We start from the raw sequence: 16081 nt of genomic DNA, 5'->3' as shown, positions 1-16081 counted from the left end.
AAAAGGAGTTGAGCTTTTGATGGAACCTTTGTATGAGACAACGATGATCAACACAGGCGGCAGGGACGGCGAAGTACACAGCGAAGACAAGTCATTTTCATTGAATGTCAAACAGCCGAAGCAGATGAGCGGGGAAGACACGAAAGAGACGAACCCGGAACAACTTTTCGCGGCAGCATACAGTGCGTGTTTCAACAGCGCCCTTGATGGTGTCCTAAAGAAAGCGAGAGTTGAAAACACCGGCCGTGTGGTCAAAGCGACCGCCAGACTCCTGAAAGATGAAGGAGACGGCAGCTTCAAGCTTGGTGCTTCGATAGAAGTGGAATTTGAAGACGTGGATACGGACAAGGCCCAGCAGTATGTAGAAGATGCGCATAAATTATGCCCGTATTCCAAGATGGCCCGCGACGGTATTGAAGTGGAATTGAAAGGTACAACTAAATAATAAGAAATGGAAAAGAGGAATCCGGTGGATTCCTCTTTTTTATATCATAAGTGCGATCATCGCAATCAGGATGCCGGTGAGGCCCATCCTGATCGAGAAGCCGATATTCATTTTTGTGATCCTGTATGGATTGATGCCCATGCTCTGTGCGGTCATGGTCGCGTTGACGCCGTAAGGCGCAGCGGCGGATATGCTCATGCCGCAGACGACCATGGCAATGCTGATGGAAAGTGCATTTTCAGGCGTCAGGACAGGGACCAGCACTTCCGCAAGTATTGCGAGCGCCGCGACCGGATGAACCCCAATCATGGCGAGGCCGTAGATCACAGCCATGATCAGCAGAAGTATCAGTATCAGGAATGAATCGACATAACCGAAGACCTGCTGCATCATCTCCGGGACGGCACTGCTGTTGAAGCCGCCGGAGAAGATGCCGAGCGACAGGAATAAAACAGAGAAGTTCTGCATGTGGTTGTTGTGGTTCTTCCACGTTTTCCAGCCGGTCTTCATGAAGATTGGCAGCCGCTTCATTACAAATGCCGCAGCGAAGGAGAATGGGAGGATGATCAAAGCGATCGTCATGACGAAATCGAGGTCGGAGTTCACGTTGAAGAACATCACGACAGCGAGGAAGCTGACCAGCAGAATCACCATTTTGATGATGGAACTGCGGAGTGCCCTGCTGTTGATCTCATCGAATGGCGCGTCGATCGTCATGCCTTTGAACTCACGACGCGTCAGCAGAATCTCGGTCAGGCCGACGATGACCGATGTCAGAAGCAGCCATGGAAGCAGGGTGAAGTAGGAGACACCCGTCGAGTCGACCGTAAGGCCGACGATCACTTCGAGCGGACTCCATATGACCGCAAGTGCGAAAGCCCGCAGTGTCGCTTTAATGATGAATTGGTTCATGAAGCTGACCGACTCATTTTTGAACAAGTCACGCAGTATATTCTGGATGATATATATGGCGGATATGTTCAGGAAGATTGCCAGAAAGTAAGATGTCACGACACTTCTGCCGTAGATTTTCTCCACTTTGTTTGCCTCATCCTGAATCATCTGCGTGACGCTTTGATCCAGCCCTCCGACTTTTACGACCACACCGATCCATGGAAGGAGGCTGAAGAACAAAAGAAGCGGGAGATTGCTTGTCGTGTTGCTGATGATTTCACCGACACTTCCGCCGGCTGTAAGCATGAAAATGGCCCCCGCCGCAACAAAAAGGCCGCCGATCATTTTAAAGAGCCTTGAGGCGAAGAGCCAGGAAATGATCAGCACGCCGGCCGCCAGGTAATTCACGAGTTGTCCAAGCACCCCAATACCGCTGAAGAAATAGATGAGGAATAGGACGAACAGAGTGGCATATATGTAAAAGAAGTTCCTTAATAGGGCCTGATTATTTAAGATATTCAATGTAAAACCCGCTTTCACGATGAATGTGAGATGTATATTCTTTAATTATATGATAGATATACGGACTATGCCAAAGCGATTCAGTTATTCCAAAATAATATGACATGAAATTGTCATAATTCATCTGTCTGAGACCCATTGTCCTTCCAAATGCGATATGATTAGGGTAAAAGCTGATTAAGGAAGATACATATGAAATTTAAATTCTTCAGGCCGTTTTTCGTCCTGGGCATGGGGATCATGTTCCTCACATCATTATTCGTCGATATACCGGGCATCGAAGTCGCGATTGCCATCTTCACCGCGCTGACGCTGTTCAGTTATCTGCCGTACTTGAGCAGGGTGCCGCTCACGGTCGTCATCATACTGAACGCGACCGCCGTAATTTTATATATCATCGGCGGCACTGTGGATGATGTGATTGAAGGGCTCCTGATGAACACGGCGGTGCTCATGATTTTCATATTCGTGCCGCTCCTGTCCATCCCGATCACATCACAGAGATACTTGAAGGACATCACGGGGATAATGAAAACATCTTTTAAAAGTACGAAGGAGTCCTACAACGCTTTGAAGCTTGGTACATTTTCCATCGGGGCGGTGCTGAATGTCGGTACGCTGCCGATACTCTACTATCTGACCGACACGGAGCAGTTCAAGGATCACAAAGTGATGCGCATGGCGGCGCTGAACCGCGGATTTGCGCTCTTATTCGCCTGGTCGCCGTACTTCATCTCCATTGCGGTCGTCCTGTCGTACTTCGAAGTCCAGTGGGTCACCATCGCAGCTTACGGGCTCGCGCTCTCGGTGATCAGCATCACGGCTGAATGGTTTTTATTCAATAAAAATAAATACCCTGAGATGCCGTCATCGCCTCCGGCTTACTACAATAAACGCCGGCTGATCGAACTCAGTGTCATAATGGTCGGCATGACCGGACTGATCATCGCACTTGATGTATTCAGCGATTTTGCCATCGTCAACATCATCCCGCTCGTTGCGATCATCCTGTTCTTCATATGGACGCCCATCATCGGCGGCGTCGAGAAAGTGGTGAAGGGGCTGAAGAGTTATACTCAGGAGCGGATACCGAAGATGGGTAACGAGCTGCTCGTCTTCATCAGTGCCGGCGTATTCGGGACGTCACTCCTCGTCGTCGGTTTCGATACGCTCCTGATCAATGCGCTGGAAGCGGCAGGCGTGGATCATGTACTGCTGCTCATCCCGATATTCGCTGTGATGATCATCGGGCTCGCTTTCCTGAGCGTGCATCCGATCATCTCGATCACGATCGCATCCCTCGCCGTGCTCAGCATGGACATGGATGTGAGCGACCATTATTATATCGCCGTCGGTTTGCTGCTCAACTGGAGCGTGACGGTCAATTTGTCACCGTTCACCGGTATCAACCTGCTGATATCAAGCCTTGCCGACCGGAGCATATTCACGTTGCCGAAGCATAACGTTCTGTACAGCCTGGGCATCTGGGCAGCGGGTTATGCACTGCTTGTTGTTCTGTACTTTATATAAAAAATGTACCTCTAATGGATAGAGGTACATTTTTTTTATTGTCTGATATCATGAATGTCTGTTCATATACTCCACTGCGGATTTTGACAGGATTTTGGCGGCGATCAACAGAGCTTCTTCATCGATATCAAATTTGGGATGGTGGTGCGGGTAGGCCTCTGTTGCATCTCTCGGCCTCGCTCCGGTGAAGAAGTAAGTGCCTTTGACCTTCTGCAGATAGTAAGAGTAGTCTTCGGCGCCCATGAAAGGTTCGGTGATCTTGATTTCTTCCACTCCGGGGACATCTTTTGCGATTTCCATCACAAATTCCGCTTCTTCCTTATGATTCACCGTGACGGGGTAGCCCCTCGTATAGTTGTATTCATATGAAGCATTTGACAGCAGGCATGTCCCTTTGACCACCTGCTCGATCTCCTCTTCGATTTTTGTGCGCACCTCCTCATTCAGCGCCCTGGATGTTCCGATGAGGGTCGCTGTATCGGCTATCACATTATACGGACCTCTGGCATCAAATGAGCAGACGGATATGACTGCGGCATCCAGCGGGCTCACCCGCCGGCTGACGATCTGCTGGAGGTTCGTGACGACCTGGGAAGCAATCAATATGCTGTCTTTCGTCTCTTCCGGGACGGCGCCATGGCCGCCTTTCCCCTGGATGGTGATTTCAAATCTATCAGCCGAAGCCTGGAGTGCATCTGGGCGGTATTGGATTTCGTGCAGCGGGACCTGTGCCTGGAGATGTGTACCGAAAATCACATCGACACCGTCGAGGCATCCATCTTCAATCATGGCTTTGGCACCGCCGGGCGGCAGTTCCTCGGCGTGCTGATGGATGAAGACGATATTGCCCTTCAGTTCGCTCTTCAATTTGTTGAGCGCTTTTGCCACACCGAGCAGGGTGGCTGTATGACCGTCATGTCCGCAGGCATGCATCACGCCTTCATGCACCGACTTGAAATCAAAATCATTCTCCTCCGTGATTGGCAGCGCATCGAAGTCCGCCCTGAGGGCGACGGTCGGCCCTTTCAGATCCCCTTCTAGAGTCGCAACGACACCGTTCCCCCCGATCTGCTCCCTCACTTTGTGGCCGAGTTTCCTGTGATATTCTGCAATATACTTCGCTGTCTCGACTTCTTCAAACGATAATTCCGGATGCTTGTGCAGATGACGTCTGATTTCGACAATTTCCCCGTAAAGTGTATCCAAATGCGAAAATAGCTTCTCCATGGACAGGCCCCCTTTGCTTTTATCAGTAAAATTATACCATTATCAAAATATTTCGACAACGGAAAGATAAGAGGTTTTATGCTAATAAAATTCATGCGGGAGATGTTATAATAAGACATTATGAACAGGAGGCGGCTTATGAAATATGTGGCGCTTGATATAGAAACGGCCAACCGCGAAAGAAGTTCTATCTGTTCGATCGGTATGGTCAAGTTTGAAGAAGGACAGATCGTTGATGAATATTATACACTGATCAATCCGGAGGAATATTTCTCCTATGCAAATATAGAAATACACGGCATCACGGAAGCGGATGTCAAAGGCGAACCGACTTTCCCTGAAGTGAACAGGGACATTGAGTCATTCATCGGTGACCAGATAATGGTCGCACACTTTTCCCAGTTCGACATGTACGGCATCCAGGATGCCTACAGGAAATACAATATAACGATACCGCCGCTCAATTACATCTGTTCCTACAGACTCTCGAAGGCGATGTACCGGCTGCCGAACCATAAACTTGTGAACATGGCGAAATACTTCAATGTGGCCGCCGACAACCACCATAATGCATTGGCGGATGCGAGAATGGCAGGACACATCACATACAATATCCTTAGAGACAATAATTTGAGCATAGAAGAGTTCAATGCGTATCACAATTATCAGCTGGGCACACTCGGCAGGAACGGCTATACGAAGAAGAGAAGATCAAGGTATTGAACATTCTCCTGCCTGTTTAAATATAATCCTCCCGGGTAACATGATAACTGTATACTTCAAAACGAGGAGGCATATATATGGCAGATGAACGCGGCAATTATTTCGAGAAGCGGGCCGGTACGGATGATGCGCGCTACCATGTCGTGCCCGGCGACAAGAAGGACTGGGCAGTGAAGGAAGAAGGCAAAAACCCACCCCTCAACACTTTCGACAATAAGAATGAGGCCATTGAGGATGCGAAGAAGCGGGCGGAGGAAGCCGGCTCAAAAGCGATCATCCATAGTGACAGCGGGGAGATCGAAGACCAGATCGAGTATGATCAGTAAAAATGGCAGACCGTATGCTTTCATGGGCATACGGTTTTTATTTTTCACAAAAAGAAAAGGCCCAAAAGGGCCTTTCATGGTAAGGTCTAGCTTCTCTGTTTCACCCAGTTGATGATGCCGCCGGCAAGCATGATGTCGAGGTGCCTTTGTGTCATGCTGTGCCTGACCGGGATTTTCCTGCCGGATTCCTTCAGGGTGACTTCGAATGTATCGCTGTTCTTTATGTTGTCATGGACATTCCTGAATTCGATGATGTCTCCATCTTCAATCAGTTCGTGATCTTCCGGGTTGACGAAGGTGAGCGGCAGTATGCCGAAGTTGATGAGGTTCTGCAGGTGGATCCGTGCAAAGTCCTTCACCAGGGCGACTTTCATGCCGAGGTAGCGCGGTGCGAGCACGGCGTGTTCACGGCTGGAGCCCTGTCCGTAGTTATGGCCGGCGACGATCATATGGCCGCCTTCGTCACGTATTTCCATTGCGCGGTCATTGTACGTCTCATCGACACCTTCGAAAGTGAATGTACTGATCATCTCGATGTTACTGCGGTACGGGAGGACTCTTGAACCGCCTGCAAGAATCTCATCGGTCGAGATGTTATCTCCCATTTTGAGGATGACCGGCACATCGAAGTTGTTTTCGATCGGTTCAAAATCAGGGATTTTCGAGATGTTCGGGCCTTTTTTGATTTCGACGCTTTGGTTGTCCTCTGGCGGTGCTTCAAGCATCTCGAGCCCTTTTTCAGGTATTGCCGGCTCCTCGATTTCAGGATATGGAATATCAAGCGTCCTCGGGTCTGTGATGACACCGGTCAAAGCTGAAGCGGCTGCGGTTTCCGGACTGCACAGAAAGACGCTGTCCTCCCTTGTACCGGAACGTCCGGGGAAGTTCCTCGGCGTCGTGCGGAGACTGTTCTGGCCTGAAGCCGGCGCCTGTCCCATGCCGATACAGCCATTACAGCCTGCCTGGTGGAGACGCCCGGATGCGGATAGGAGATTCGCGATATGACCGTTTTCAACGAGCTGCTGGAGCTGCTGCCTGGAGGTTGGGTTGATGTCGAATGAAATGCCGTTCGCCACCTGCCTGCCTTCCACGATCTTGCTTGCAATCGCAAAGTCGCGGTAACCCGGGTTTGCTGATGAACCGATATAGGACTGGTAGATCGGATCCCCTTCGATTTCAGTCACCGGTACGACGTTATCGGGACTTGTCGGTTTTGCGATGAGCGGAACCAGTTCGGATAAGTTCACTTCATCATGATCATCATATTCGGCACCTTCGTCCGCTTTCAGTTCCACCCATTCATGTTCACGCTTCTGTGTCGTCATAAAGCGCTTCACTTCATCATCCGACGGGAACACCGATGCGGTCGCGCCGAGCTCTGCGCCCATGTTCGCAATCACATGACGGTCCATTGCGGATAAGCTGTCGAGCCCCGGTCCGTAATACTCGATGATTTTACCGACACCGCCCTTGACGCTGTGACGGCGGAGCAGTTCCAAAATGACATCTTTTGCGCTGACCCACTCAGGCAGCTCGCCGGTGAGTTTGACACCCATAATGCGCGGCATCGTGATATGGTACGTTTCACCCGCCATGGCCATTGCGACGTCGATTCCGCCGGCACCCATCGCAAGCATACCCATGCATCCGTTTGCGCATGTATGACTGTCCGAGCCGAGGAGAGTCTTGCCTGGTATGGCGAGGTCCTGCATATGCACAGGGTGGCTCACCCCGTTACCCGGCCTGCTGTAGTAGACGCCGAACCGCTGTGCGGCACTTCTTAGGAATATGTGGTCATCGGGGTTACGGTGGTCATCCTGGATCAGGTTATGGTCGACGTACTGGGCGGACACTTCGGTCTTCACCCGGTCAAGTTCCATCGCTTCCAGCTCCAGCATCACCATCGTCCCCGTCGCATCCTGCGTGAGCGTCTGATCGATCTTAAGGCCGATTTCCGAACCCGGCGTCATCTCACCGGATACCAGATGGTCCTTGATTAACTTTTGTGAAACATTCAACTGCATTTCATACCCCTCCTGTAATATTCGCTTACGCTGTCGAAAAACCGCTTGTACATATACTATTGCACTAAACCGGGAAAGGTAAACTGAAAACTTGGAATTTTCATTGATTCGCCTCCAAAAAATAACCCCCTTTACAGCGGGATGCCTTCCCGGCCATAAAGGGGTGTTCATGCTCTTATATAATTACTGTCCAAAGACATTCTGATAAAGATTGTTTACAGTCAGATGAACCACTGATTATAAACTGCTTCCTTGGCAGCACCTATATATTCAATGCCGCCTCCGGGCAGCAGGACTTCCGTGTTGCCGACGCGATCCGCAGTCATGACCCAAATTATGATAAATATAACAACGAGAAGAAGAAACATCCCCACTATCCACAACAAACCTTTCACCCATATCACCCTTGTCTGCTTTTTCTTAATTGTAGTGCAACGCCGGGTTGGTGTAAATGTAATAATTTCCACTCCTGCATTCTCACTGGTTTTCACCTGCAGTTTTCAGGTTCAGAGACTGGGCATCGGGGTAAAAGATAAGATGATATATCAAAAGAGTACTGGAGGGGACACGATGGCGTTCGACTATGACCTCGATTTCGATTCGATTGATTTCAGGGAAAATCCGGAACTCTACCGCGTCGGGCGGGGCGAGCAGGGTGTGCTGCTCGTCGAGCCCTATAAAAGTGAAATCCTGCCGCACTGGCGGTTCAAGACTCCGGATATTGCGCGCGAGTCATCGGATAAGATTTATAAGATGTACGAGGAATATAAGAAGGATGATGATTTCGTCGGCATGGACATGGCGAGGAAGTTCCTGCAGATGGGCTATACACGCTCCCGACGCTACGCGAATTATAAAGGCGGACGGAAATATGATGAAGACGGTGAAGTGAAAGAGCGGCAGATTGATGAGGAGAAGGCGGAGTCTGCACGGATATTCGAAGAGAAATGGATCAAAGTCCGTGAGGATGAAGAGTATTTGAAGCTGAAGAGGAAGCATCAAAAAGAATATGGGTGAATTAATACAGACAGCCGGTTCAAATATGATCCGGTTGTATTTTTACATCAATTTATGCAGTAGTGCATATATTTTGCGATTAAATCTGTTTATCTATGTAATTTATCTGATTATAAAGATAAATCCAATAATTTATAAGTTTATGCATAAATACATACAACCCCTTATGTACCATGGACTTACTATAAGCACTGATATGAAGGCTTTGTAAGCGGTTGAAATTTCTGAAAATAATAGTAGACAAGCGGGCATAAATATACTATATTTATCTCAGCTTACAGAGTTGAAAAACAAAGGGGATGTTTAAATGGAAGCTATTGTGACGTTTTTGAATGATATTGTCTGGAGCGCGGCACTCGTCATCCTGCTCGTTGTCGTCGGTCTTTATTTCTCACTCAGGATGAAGTTTTTCCAGGTGCGGTATGTCATAGATATGGTGCGCCTGATGCTCGGCGGTCAGAAGTCTGCAGAAGGGATCTCAAGTTTCCAGGCCATCGCGGTGTCACTTGCAGGACGCGTCGGCACGGGTAACATCGTGGGTGTGGCTACAGCAATTTTCCTTGGGGGTCCGGGTGCAATTTTCTGGATGTGGCTTATCGCATTTTTAGGCGCAGGCAGTGCATTCGTCGAGTCGACGCTTGCACAGATTTATAAACAGAGGCAGGACGGTCAGTACCGTGGGGGACCTGCCTACTACATCGAAAAGGGGATCGGCGGCACATTCGGCAAGTACTACGCACTACTTTTCGCAGTGGTGACGGTCATTGCCTGCGGTATTTTGCTTCCGGGCATCCAGGCAAACTCGATATCGGGTTCTGCAACCAATGCATTCCCAATTGAACCTTGGATGGTCGGCATCTTCCTGGTCATCATACTTGGAGCGGTAGTCTTCGGGGGGATCAGGGCGATCGCGAATGTTGCGACTGCAATCGTGCCGTTCATGGCCATCGCATACATCATCGTTGCGGGTATCATCGTCATCATGAACATCGAACAGGTGCCCGGACTTTTTGCACTGATCTTCAGAAGTGCATTCGGCCTTGAACAGACATTCGGCGGCATCGTCGGTGCCATGATCATGATCGGTGTCAAACGGGGGCTTTATTCGAATGAAGCTGGTCAGGGTACCGGCGCACATGCTGCGGGTGCGGCTGAAGTTTCCCACCCGGCGAAACAGGGGCTTGTGCAGGCGTTCTCCGTATATATCGATACGTTATTCGTATGTACGGCAACAGCGCTGATGATCCTCATCACCGGCATGTACAACGTATCGGATGGTGCGGACGGACTGCTCATAGATAACAACGTCTATCAGGAAGCGGGTGACGGCACGCGGGATGTCAGCGGTACGGTAGCTTTCACACAGGCGAGTGTTGACAAAGCGTTCCACGGTCTGGAAGGGTTCACACCTGATTTCATCGGCTTCGGCACATACTTTGTCGCATTTGCACTGCTGTTCTTCTGCTATACGACATTGCTCGCATACTACTATATCGCAGAGACGAACCTCGTCTACATCACGAAGAACAAGATACCTCTCGCCAAACCGCTGCTCGGTATCGCGCTGATCGCTTCAGCGTACTACGGCACAGTTTCCACGGCGGGTCTTGCATGGCAGTTCGGTGACCTCGGTGTCGGACTCATGGCGTGGATCAACATCATCGCCATACTGCTCCTGCAGAAACCGGCCTTACGCGCATTCAAGGATTACGAACGGCAGTACAAACTCAAAAAACAGGGGAAAATTGAAGAAATCATCTATACACCGGATAAGGATATGAAGGGTGCGGACTTCTGGACAGTGGAATATCCGAAGCGGAACGACCCGGAATATAGATATTCTGATGAGGTCGAAGAAGGTAAATAAAAAGATATGCAGCTCCTGCATCCCGGATGGAATGAGAATCTGGTATGCAGGAGTTTTTCTGTTCCGGTACGGAAATTTCTGAAGCCGGGTCAATCTTTTGATATTGTGTTAAGGGAATCGATATAATAGGTGGTGAAAGGGAGGTTCTAAAATGTTATCAGATAAGTTGAAACAAGCTTTGATCGACCAGATGAACCATGAATTTGCAGCAGCGCATGAGTACCTGGCAATGGCATCGTATTGCGAAAACAAGAGTTACGACGGCTTTGCGAACTTCTATAAACAGCAGGCAAAAGAGGAGCGGTACCACGGCACCAAAATCTATAACTATTTGAACGACCGTGGTGTACATGCAAAATTCCAGAGCATCCCCGAACCGAAAAACGATTATGATTCCCTGCTCGACACTTTCAGGCAGGGGCTTGAACAGGAGAAGACGGTGACCAGGAATTTCTATGAGATTTCCGATATCGCCACCGAAGACCGCGAGCATATGACATTGTCATTCGTCAGGTGGTTCCTCGATGAGCAGGTGGAAGAAGAAGCGATGTTCGAAACACACCTCGATTACATCGGCCGGCTGAAAGATGACGGCAATGCATTGTATGTATATGAGCGTGAGCTTGCCAAAAGGCAATTCGACGTACCGGAAGAATGAACATCTATTTCCCGGGAAATGGCTTTCGGGGATAATGACTAGAGGTTGGGAGAGGTGCCCGGCCTCTTTTTCATGTGGAAATCCAGGGTTTTGACGCCCCTGCTTATCCGAGGGAGAATTTAAAGGTGAATGAGCAGAATTTCTTTTGTTCTGCTCATTCGATGGTGATTTTGAGGATGAGTGAGCAGAATTCCTTTAAGCCTGCTCATCCAAGTCTTGTTTCCATAACGAATGAGCAGCCGCTCAGCCGCTCATCAGAATAAAACCTCTCAATTAAAAATAAGGCGGGACAGAAGTCCCGCCTTGTTCAATAATTTTAATAAGGATCGGCTTCGTGGCCTTTGTCCACTGCGTCCTGTGACGCCTCCTGCTGTTTCTGGGTGCCTGCACCGAATTTGGATTTCTGTCCGGCTTCACGGCCAGGTACACCTTCGTCTTCCATCTGTTCCATTTCTTTCACTTTGGCTTCGATGCCTTCTTTGACACGTCTGCCGTAGTCTTCATCGGCCTGTGTGAAGTGATATACCATCGCTTCCTGGATGCGCTCGTCACTCTGTGCGAGGACATTGGACAGGTTCTTGATGAGTTCATCACGTTCCCAGTCCTCGAAGTTGCGGTACGTCTCGCCGGCCTGTCCGTAGTTGTTCGGGCGGTCGATCGGCTTCCTCAATGCTTCCGCATTGTAAGTCGGCTGATGCGGTTTGCCTCTCTCTTCCGCTTCTTCCAGGCCGCCGCGCATCGAAGGCTCATAGTTGATGCTCGGATCGTCACCCATTTCGCTTGGGTCACGGTGATCGAGCTGGCCGCGGTGCTGGTTCGTACGGACTTTCGTCTTCGGTCTGTTGACCGGCACCTGCAGATAGTTTGCACCGACACGGTAACGCTGTGTATCAGAGTAGGAGAAGGTCCTTCCGATCAGCATCTTGTCGTCGGAGAAGTCCATACCGTCGACAAGCACGCCGGTACCGAATGACGCTTGCTCGATCTGTGCATGGAAGTCCGTCGGATTTTCGTTGAGGACCATCTTGCCGACCGGCAGCCAAGGGAATTTATCCTCCGGCCAGAGTTTCGTGTCATCGAGCGGATCGAAATCAAGCTCCTCATGATAGCCGTCTTCCATGATCTGGACGAACAGCTCCCATTCCGGATAATCTCCGCGCTCGATTGCCAAATACAGGTCTTCCGTCGCATGAGCCACGGTTTTCGACTGGATTTCATCCGCTTCTTCCTGCGTCAGGTTGCGGATGCCCTGTTTCGGTTCCCAGTGATATTTGACGAGCACCGCTTCACCTTCGTCGTTCACCCATTTGTAAGTGTTAACACCTGAGCCCTGCATATGGCGGTACGTTGCAGGGATGCCCCACGGTGAGAAAAGGAAGGTGATCATATGAATCGCTTCCGGTGAGCGGGAGACGAAGTCGAACATCCTTGTCGGATCCGGAATGTTCGATGCCGGATCGGGCTTGAATGCATGGATCATATCCGGGAATTTCATCGCATCACGGATGAAGAAAATCTTCAGGTTGTTGCCGACGAGGTCCCAGTTCCCGTCCTCGGTATACATTTTTACAGCGAAACCTCTCGGATCACGCTCCGTTTCAGGGGAGTCCTTCGCGCCTGCCACAGTGGAGTAGCGCACCATCAGAGGTGTCCGCTTTCCTGCGCCTGAGAACACTTTGGCACGTGTATATTTCTCGACCGGCTCATCGCCGACCTTGCCGTAAGTTTCGAAATAGCCGAATGCACCGGTTCCGCGAGCGTGGACGACGCGTTCCGGTACTTCTTCACGGTCGAAGTGCGACATCTTCTCAAGAAAATGATAGTTTTCCATCGTCGCAGGGCCGCGGTCGCCGATTGTGCGCATGTTCTGGTTATCCGTCACCGGATGGCCCTGACGGGTCGTCATCGGTTCACGATCTGCTTCTTTTTCGCGAGGAATTTCATTTTCCTTCTGATAATTCTTATCTGCCAAAATAAAAACCTCCTGTAAATTTTTCCGCTTCAATCTATATAAGTGATATATTTACTGAGTGCCAAAAGTCCATTCAGTTTACATGTAAAGCTTACCCGGATGGCGGAGCCGGTAAACATTGAACGGGAGAGGAAACAAGAGGGAAATGCAAATATTTAGAATTAACAGTTGACTTATCTGCTGAACCGCTATATATTATTAGATATTCAGTAGCAAATATACGATGTAGCAAAAGAAAGCTGATGGGTGATGCAAATCAGCACACGATATTTGTGAATTGGGCGGAAAGTAAAATTTAAAATGTATTTTTAAGAGTGAACATTCATTAATGTTAATTAAGGTGGCACCACGGTGACGCGTCCTTGAGGCGTTGCTGTGGTGCTTTTTTATTCAGGTGGGAATGAGTAATCCGGTGTTTTTATTTCAGAAAGTCGGTGGTTGATGCGAACCGATATGGATGCCGGATGAATTGGGTTCTGCCGGTGTATAATTCGATATCAGTCAAGTGGGGGACTTTGTCCCCAATTTAGGTGGCACCGCGTGTAAGCGTCCTATTCGTTTAGGAGGCTTATTTTTTTATTTTAAAAAGGGGGATTCAGGATGGAAATCATATATGAAACATTGAATGCGGAAGTGACGCCGGAGGCGCTTGCGCAGATGAGGGAGAAGAAGGTCATTTTTGAAAGTGCGTCTCAGCACGAAATGAAAGGCAGGTATTCGATGCTTGCATTCGATCATCAAGGGAAAGTGACGCTTGACAGCCATAGGCTGACAGTCGAGTATCCGGACACCATTTTCAGCTACGGCACCGATCCGTATAAAAAGCTTAAAAATCTGCTGAATGAATATAAGGCGGAAATCGATGATCCGGTGCTTGCGGATCTGCCGCTCGTCTCAGGGTTTGTCGGCAGCTGCAGCTTCGACCTTGTGCGCCATGCATTCAAAAAACTGCAGGAGATCGAGATTGAAAATACGACCGATGACCTGGTGTTCTATATGGTGGAGAGCCTGTATGTGTTCGATCATTACAAGGAGAAGATCCATGTGATCACGTCGAACCTGTTTTCGAATGCGGGGCGGAAAGAGCTTGAAGCACGCCTTGAAAGTATGGTCGGGGAACTCAAGTCGGTCCGGCTCTATCATCCGGTGATCGATTATGACAATAAAAACCGGGAAATTGAGACGAACATCACCGAGGCGGACTTCATGGACACCGTGTCCTATTTCAAGTCATTGATCCAGAAGGGCGATATGTTCCAGGCCGTGCCTTCACGAATCTACAAATACCGCCATGCATTCGGGCATGAGCGGAATGTACTAACTTTCCAGCTGTATAAAAATTTGAAACGGCAGAATCCGAGTCCGTACATGTACTATTTGAACTTCGATGATCCGATCATCGTCGGCAGCTCTCCTGAGAGCTTCGTGAAGGTCGAGAAGGGCAAGGTGATCACGAATCCAATCGCCGGCACGATCAAGCGCGGGCGTGATGCAGAGGAGGATTCAGTGAATGCAGAATTGCTTTCCAGTGACGAGAAGGAGCTCAGCGAACACCGCATGCTCGTCGACCTCGGGCGCAATGATGTGAACCGCGTGAGCGAGCAGGGGAGCGTCAGGCTTGAACGTCTCATGGAGATCGAGAAGTATGAGCACGTCATGCATATCGTGAGCGTCGTGACGGGTGATGTGAAAAAAGATATCTCACCGATTGATGTCGTGACCAGCCTGCTGCCGACCGGCACCGTATCGGGTGCGCCGAAGCTCCGCGCAATCGAGCGCATATACGAAGTACGTCCGGAGAAGCGGGGCATATACTCAGGCGGTGTGGGCTACATCAACTGCAACCAGGAACTCGATTTCGCACTTGCGATACGGACGATGCTCGTCGACGACGAGTATGTGAATGTGGAAGCCGGCTGCGGTGTCGTCTATGACTCCGTGCCGGAAAAGGAACTGGAAGAGACGAAGCTGAAAGTGAAGAGCCTTTTGGAGGTGCACCCATGATACTTGTAATCGACAATTATGATTCATTCACCTATAATCTGATCGATATGCTGGAGGAATATGATGAAGTGGTCGTGAGATACCCTGATGACGCGGATGTGCTTGATCTTGCAGTCGACGGACTTGTGATCTCCCCGGGACCGGGACATCCGCTGGATAACGGACATCTGACGGCGATCATCCGTGCTTATGAGGATAAGCCGATACTCGGCATCTGCCTGGGCTCGCAGGCGCTGACCTGCCATTACGGCGGTGAGGTCGTGGAAGGTACTGTCGTAAAACACGGCAAGATGGATGAGATGCGTGTGGTCGGGGATTCAAAGCTTTATAAAGGCCTCGGAGACACGATCGAAATCATGCGGTACCATTCCCTCGTGAGCGACCGGGGAACATTTCCTGCGGACTTGAGGGTGACCGGTGAGACTCGGGATTCAATCCAGTCTTTTGAACATATCGAAAAGCCCCACTTCGGCATCCAATATCACCCCGAGTCCTTTGCATGCGACGCCGGGAGTGATATCATAAGGAACTATATTGAAGTGATGAAAAACAGCAGAATGGCGCCGGTGCAGGAGGCGCGGAGCTGATTCATAAGGAGCGTTGAATATGGATTTACTGACGATGGGGCTTATACTGCTCGTCTTTGCGGGAGTGACGATCATCTTCGCCCAGCGCAAGGAGCTTGCACACCTGAGGGAGAAGATCGAAAAGCTCGAGGCGCCGCCCGCCGAAGAGAAATGGGTCGTGGAGGCAAGAGATAAGCTCGAGACCCAGGGGGCCGGCAAAGCGGTGAAGTACGTAAGGAATGTCACCGGCATGTCTCAGGCCGAAGCGAAACAGTTTGTGAACGGGCTCGAGGAGAAATGATGCAT

14 protein-coding genes are annotated in these 16081 nt (G+C 49.8%); 10 read left to right on the top strand and 4 right to left on the bottom strand.

All coding sequences use genetic code 11. The annotated features are described in order from the left end of the window. Positions 1-19 precede the first annotated feature (19 nt). Positions 20-445 carry an Ohr family peroxiredoxin gene (locus LPW40_RS10250; RefSeq protein WP_230822356.1) on the top strand — a complete coding sequence of 142 codons (426 nt, stop codon included), beginning with the start codon at positions 20-22 and terminating at the stop codon, positions 443-445. A gap of 39 nt (positions 446-484) precedes the next feature. Here the strand turns inward: LPW40_RS10250 and LPW40_RS10245 are convergent, their stop codons facing one another. Continuing rightward, complete coding sequence (locus LPW40_RS10245; protein ID WP_230822161.1) at positions 485-1861, bottom strand: hypothetical protein; 1377 nt, start codon at positions 1859-1861, stop codon at positions 485-487. A 192-nt stretch (positions 1862-2053) separates the two neighbouring features. On the opposite strand from LPW40_RS10245, the gene LPW40_RS10240 reads away from it, so the two are divergent. After that, entirely contained in the window at positions 2054-3391 is a 1338-nt protein-coding gene (locus LPW40_RS10240; RefSeq protein WP_230822160.1) for a hypothetical protein, read from the top strand. A gap of 48 nt (positions 3392-3439) precedes the next feature. On the opposite strand, the gene LPW40_RS10235 is transcribed toward LPW40_RS10240, so the two are convergent. Beyond that, positions 3440-4618: a M20 family metallopeptidase gene (locus tag LPW40_RS10235; protein WP_230822159.1), complete on the bottom strand. Its 1179-nt coding sequence runs from the start codon at positions 4616-4618 to the stop codon at positions 3440-3442. A 138-nt stretch (positions 4619-4756) separates the two neighbouring features. On the opposite strand from LPW40_RS10235, the gene LPW40_RS10230 reads away from it, so the two are divergent. Both LPW40_RS10230 and LPW40_RS10225 read left to right on the top strand, forming a co-directional pair. Further along, complete coding sequence (locus LPW40_RS10230) at positions 4757-5341, top strand: 3'-5' exonuclease (protein WP_230822158.1); 585 nt, start codon at positions 4757-4759, stop codon at positions 5339-5341. 77 nt (positions 5342-5418) lie between these two features. Then, complete coding sequence (locus tag LPW40_RS10225) at positions 5419-5667, top strand: DUF2188 domain-containing protein (RefSeq protein ID WP_230822157.1); 249 nt, start codon at positions 5419-5421, stop codon at positions 5665-5667. An 86-nt stretch (positions 5668-5753) separates the two neighbouring features. Here the strand turns inward: LPW40_RS10225 and LPW40_RS10220 are convergent, their stop codons facing one another. After that, on the bottom strand, positions 5754-7691 hold the full coding sequence (locus tag LPW40_RS10220) for an aconitate hydratase (protein ID WP_230822156.1): 1938 nt from the start codon (positions 7689-7691) through the stop codon (positions 5754-5756). 570 nt (positions 7692-8261) lie between these two features. On the opposite strand from LPW40_RS10220, the gene LPW40_RS10215 reads away from it, so the two are divergent. From LPW40_RS10215 to LPW40_RS10205, 3 genes are all read left to right on the top strand, one after another. Further along, positions 8262-8708 carry a DUF4385 domain-containing protein gene (locus tag LPW40_RS10215; protein ID WP_230822355.1) on the top strand — a complete coding sequence of 149 codons (447 nt, stop codon included), beginning with the start codon at positions 8262-8264 and terminating at the stop codon, positions 8706-8708. Positions 8709-9015: 307 nt separating this feature from the next. After that, on the top strand, positions 9016-10575 hold the full coding sequence (locus LPW40_RS10210; protein WP_230822155.1) for an alanine/glycine:cation symporter family protein: 1560 nt from the start codon (positions 9016-9018) through the stop codon (positions 10573-10575). A gap of 151 nt (positions 10576-10726) precedes the next feature. Then, positions 10727-11233, top strand: a complete 507-nt coding sequence (locus LPW40_RS10205) for a ferritin (protein WP_230822154.1) — start codon at positions 10727-10729, stop codon at positions 11231-11233. Between the two features lie 316 nt (positions 11234-11549). On the opposite strand, the gene LPW40_RS10200 is transcribed toward LPW40_RS10205, so the two are convergent. Next, entirely contained in the window at positions 11550-13139 is a 1590-nt protein-coding gene (locus LPW40_RS10200) for a catalase (RefSeq protein ID WP_230822354.1), read from the bottom strand. 666 nt (positions 13140-13805) lie between these two features. Here LPW40_RS10200 and LPW40_RS10195 point away from each other — a divergent pair. The 3 genes from LPW40_RS10195 to LPW40_RS10185 are packed head-to-tail and all read left to right on the top strand — an operon-like array spanning position 13806 to position 16076. Further along, positions 13806-15209, top strand: coding sequence for an anthranilate synthase component I (locus LPW40_RS10195; RefSeq protein WP_230822153.1), 1404 nt, complete (start codon positions 13806-13808; stop codon positions 15207-15209). Continuing rightward, entirely contained in the window at positions 15206-15796 is a 591-nt protein-coding gene (locus tag LPW40_RS10190) for an anthranilate synthase component II (protein WP_230822152.1), read from the top strand. Before LPW40_RS10195 ends, LPW40_RS10190 begins: the two co-directional genes overlap by 4 nt. A 19-nt stretch (positions 15797-15815) precedes the next feature. Next, a complete protein-coding gene (locus LPW40_RS10185; protein WP_097040942.1) occupies positions 15816-16076 on the top strand; it encodes a hypothetical protein in 261 nt (86 codons plus the stop codon). Positions 16077-16081 lie beyond the last annotated feature (5 nt).

This window comes from Salinicoccus halitifaciens, from assembly GCF_021026095.1.
In the GTDB taxonomy this organism is placed as follows: Bacteria; Bacillota; Bacilli; order Staphylococcales; family Salinicoccaceae; genus Lacicoccus; species Lacicoccus halitifaciens.
Note: the sequence above shows the minus strand (reverse complement) of the source record. Positions and strands in the feature narration are given on the sequence as shown.

Coding starts and splice junctions, on each gene's coding strand:
- LPW40_RS10225 (WP_230822157.1), top strand. CDS start 5,419: ATGGCAGATGAACGCGGCAATTATTTCGAGAAGCGGGCCGGTACGGAT.
- LPW40_RS10240 (WP_230822160.1), top strand. CDS start 2,054: ATGAAATTTAAATTCTTCAGGCCGTTTTTCGTCCTGGGCATGGGGATC.
- LPW40_RS10250 (WP_230822356.1), top strand. CDS start 20: ATGGAACCTTTGTATGAGACAACGATGATCAACACAGGCGGCAGGGAC.
- LPW40_RS10230 (WP_230822158.1), top strand. CDS start 4,757: ATGAAATATGTGGCGCTTGATATAGAAACGGCCAACCGCGAAAGAAGT.
- LPW40_RS10190 (WP_230822152.1), top strand. CDS start 15,206: ATGATACTTGTAATCGACAATTATGATTCATTCACCTATAATCTGATC.
- LPW40_RS10205 (WP_230822154.1), top strand. CDS start 10,727: ATGTTATCAGATAAGTTGAAACAAGCTTTGATCGACCAGATGAACCAT.
- LPW40_RS10235 (WP_230822159.1), bottom strand. CDS start 4,618: ATGGAGAAGCTATTTTCGCATTTGGATACACTTTACGGGGAAATTGTC.
- LPW40_RS10200 (WP_230822354.1), bottom strand. CDS start 13,139: ATGACGACCCGTCAGGGCCATCCGGTGACGGATAACCAGAACATGCGC.
- LPW40_RS10220 (WP_230822156.1), bottom strand. CDS start 7,691: ATGCAGTTGAATGTTTCACAAAAGTTAATCAAGGACCATCTGGTATCC.
- LPW40_RS10195 (WP_230822153.1), top strand. CDS start 13,806: ATGGAAATCATATATGAAACATTGAATGCGGAAGTGACGCCGGAGGCG.
- LPW40_RS10210 (WP_230822155.1), top strand. CDS start 9,016: ATGGAAGCTATTGTGACGTTTTTGAATGATATTGTCTGGAGCGCGGCA.
- LPW40_RS10215 (WP_230822355.1), top strand. CDS start 8,262: ATGGCGTTCGACTATGACCTCGATTTCGATTCGATTGATTTCAGGGAA.
- LPW40_RS10185 (WP_097040942.1), top strand. CDS start 15,816: ATGGATTTACTGACGATGGGGCTTATACTGCTCGTCTTTGCGGGAGTG.